Source organism: Methylobacterium segetis, from assembly GCF_004348265.1.
Classification (GTDB): domain Bacteria; phylum Pseudomonadota; class Alphaproteobacteria; order Rhizobiales; family Beijerinckiaceae; genus Methylobacterium; species Methylobacterium segetis.
The window spans coordinates 1-2669 of the sequence record NZ_SMNT01000229.1 but is presented as its reverse complement, the minus strand read 5'-3'; the positions used below and the strand labels follow the sequence as shown (position 1 = coordinate 2669).

Genomic DNA, 2669 nt, shown 5'->3' with positions numbered 1-2669 from the left:
GGGCGGGTGGGGGCGCGGCGGCCGGAGGGGCGTTCAGGGCCGTCGTCCGGGCGCGCGGGACCCGCACGGGCGCAAGATCCGGCTGGGATGCGGCCCCCGCGCTCGGCTTAGCGACATGGAATTCCTCGATCAGGGACGAGGACACCCAGGGCACCTGTTCGGTGTTCGAGGCCCGCGACACACCCATTCGCGTGTGTGCGAAGGCCTCCTCGGCGCTGAGGTTCGGGGTGCGCAGTTCCTTCACGAGCTCGCCCATGAACAGGCTCGGCTCGGCGGTCGGCTCGCGCACCAGCTTGCCGGGCGGGGCGGCGAGCAGGACGAGAGTGCCCTCCGGCGTATCGACGGGGGCGAGCCCCGCCCAGGAGGCGCGGAAACGGCGCTCGTAGGGGTTTTCCCGGGCCGCATCGACGACGGCGATCTTCACCCGGGCGCCGCGCCGGTTCATCTCGGCCAGCACGCCGTCGAGGCTGATCCCGTCCTTGCGCACCTCCGTCTCGGACCAGACCTGCGCGTTGACGGGCAAGAGGAAGGTCTGCCGGTTCACCTGAATGCCGTAGCCGCCGAAATAGAGGAAGGCGGCGGAGCCGGCGTTGATCTTGCCGTAGAAGCCGTCGAGGACGGACTGCATGTCCTCGCGGGTGACGTTCTCCCGCAAGTCCACGTCGAATTCGTGCCGCCGCAATTCGTCGGCCAGCAGACGCGCGTCCCGGCCGATCGCGGCGAGCGGCGCCTTCGCGTCGGGGTAGCGCGCATTCGCGATGAGGAGCGCGAAACGGCGCCCGGCCCCGATCGTCGCCTGCGCGCAGGCCGGCAGCGGGACGAGCGGGAGGACGATGGCGGCCAGGCACGCGAGAAGCAGCACGCCGCGTCCCGCCCGGCCAGCGCCACGCAATCGCCGGATCTGACCGGAAGGGCTGCTGCGCATCATCAGATCCTGCCGGACGCGTCTGTCGCGGAAAAGTAAATCGCGCATCGGCGTCAATCCAAAATCATGAGCTTGACCGATCTCGACTACTGTCCGGTATAGCACGCGAGCGCCAAAGCAAACCGTAGCCGTTGCAAATCATTGTGGCATGTATTCTCTTGGTCATTGACCGCACGCTGCATCTTTCGGGCTAGCGAATCACCTTTTTAGAGGCGCTCTAGCTCGTTTTTGCGGGTCGGCGGCGGGCAGGAGATCGTGCGCCTATTCGGCTGCGGTGACGCGATGCCTGACGGGAGGGCGACGATGGGCGGCGCAACGGCCTCGACCCACCGGGTTCGAGCGTACCGAACCTGGATCTGCCGGCTCGGCGCGCTCGTCGCGCTGACGCAGGCGGTAGCCGCGCAGCCGGCCCAGGGCGACAGGAAGGGGGGGCCGACGCCCTCCGCGCCCGGTGCGGCCGTCTACTTCATCGACATCAAGGACGGCAGCATCCTGCCCCGCAAGCCGATGATCCGGTTCGGGCTGCGCAACATGGGCGTCGCCCCGGCCGGGTTCGACAAGGCGAATACCGGCCATCACCACCTGCTGATCGACGCGCCCCTGCGCTCCCCCGACGAGCGCATCCCGAACGATTTCAATCACCTGCATTTCGGTCTCGGGCAGACGGAGGCGCAGGTGACGCTTCCGCTCGGCACCCACACCCTTCAGCTGGTGCTGGCCGATGCCGACCACGTCCCGCACGTGCCCCCGGTGATGTCCGAGACGATCAAGGTCCTCGTCACCCGCAACGGGCGCCGGCCGCGGGTGGCGCGCCACCGCGACCGTTGAGCGCCGGTCAGAACGCGTCGTACGGGTCGGAGGGCGGGAGGTTCGACCGCACCGTCATCTCGCGGATGTCGATGCCGGAGGTCGCCCTGACCGGCACCCGCGCCGGCGCCGCGAGCATGCTCGCGCGGACGATGACCATCGTCGCCAGCAGGGCGACGGCGATGACGAGACACTTCATCATGGCGGAATCCTGAGGTTCGTGATCTTCGAGGCTGCTGCCGCGAAGAGAAATCCGCTCTCGGATCTCGCCGAACCTGTAGGATTCCTGCCGATCGCGAACCGTGATCGAGATCACGCTCGCATCATCGTCATGGATACATGGGACACGTCGCAGCCCTCAGCCTAACCCGGTGAGATCAAGTGCGCGGGAGGACGTATTGCCGGCCGAGCCGCGCGGTCTCGCCCGCATCGGGCGAGACGATCTGGGAGGGGCGGGGGCCTCGCCCGTGCACAACGATCGCGTCCGTGACGAGGAGGAGGGCCATCAGGCTGAGGATGCGACGCGACATGGGACGCGCTCCGATTGGAGCGAGCTTCCCCCGACGCGCGCCTCGGAACCGTGACGGAACTCACACCCGGCCCGGGCGTCAGCTGCGCCCCGCCTGCGAGAGAAGAAGGTTCATGACGAGCGCCGTCCATCCGGTCTGGTGCGAGGCGCCGAGGCCGCGCCCGGTCTCGCCGTCGAAGAATTCGTGGAACAGGAGCGGGTCGTCGCCCCCGGCGCCCGCGTCGATGGGCGGGCGCCCGCCCCGATACGGGCGCCCGCCCGCCGCGTCCCGGGTGAAGAGCGCGATCAACCGATCCTCCAGCGCGTCGGCGATCGCGTTCAAGGTCAGCAGGGTGCCGGAGCCGGTCGGGTACTCGATCACGAACTCGTCGCCGTAATAGGCGTGGAAGCGGCGCAGGGCCTCGATGA

At 68.8% G+C, this 2669-nt stretch carries 4 protein-coding genes and 1 pseudogene; 1 reads left to right on the top strand and 4 read right to left on the bottom strand.

Annotated features, from left to right (window positions below):
- Nucleotides 1–862: caspase family protein (locus E1J50_RS26250; RefSeq protein ID WP_165937990.1), on the bottom strand; the 862-nt coding region annotated here is incomplete at its 3' end.
- 366 nt (nt 863–1228) lie between these two features.
- On the opposite strand from E1J50_RS26250, the gene E1J50_RS26245 reads away from it, so the two are divergent.
- Nucleotides 1229–1753, top strand: coding sequence for a DUF4399 domain-containing protein (locus E1J50_RS26245; RefSeq protein WP_207919311.1), 525 nt, complete (start codon nt 1229–1231; stop codon nt 1751–1753).
- Between the two features lie 7 nt (nt 1754–1760).
- Here E1J50_RS26245 and E1J50_RS27700 read toward each other — a convergent pair whose 3' ends face one another.
- The 3 genes and pseudogenes from E1J50_RS27700 to E1J50_RS26240 all read right to left on the bottom strand — a co-directional run.
- A complete protein-coding gene (locus tag E1J50_RS27700; RefSeq protein WP_165937846.1) occupies nt 1761–1934 on the bottom strand; it encodes a hypothetical protein in 174 nt (57 codons plus the stop codon).
- A 175-nt stretch (nt 1935–2109) separates the two neighbouring features.
- The gene (locus E1J50_RS27695) at nt 2110–2262 is read right to left on the bottom strand and encodes a hypothetical protein (RefSeq protein ID WP_165937845.1); all 153 of its coding nucleotides are present in this window, start codon (nt 2260–2262) and stop codon (nt 2110–2112) included.
- Nucleotides 2263–2340: 78 nt separating this feature from the next.
- Nucleotides 2341–2669: pseudogene (locus E1J50_RS26240) on the bottom strand (MGH1-like glycoside hydrolase domain-containing protein); the annotation flags it as partial.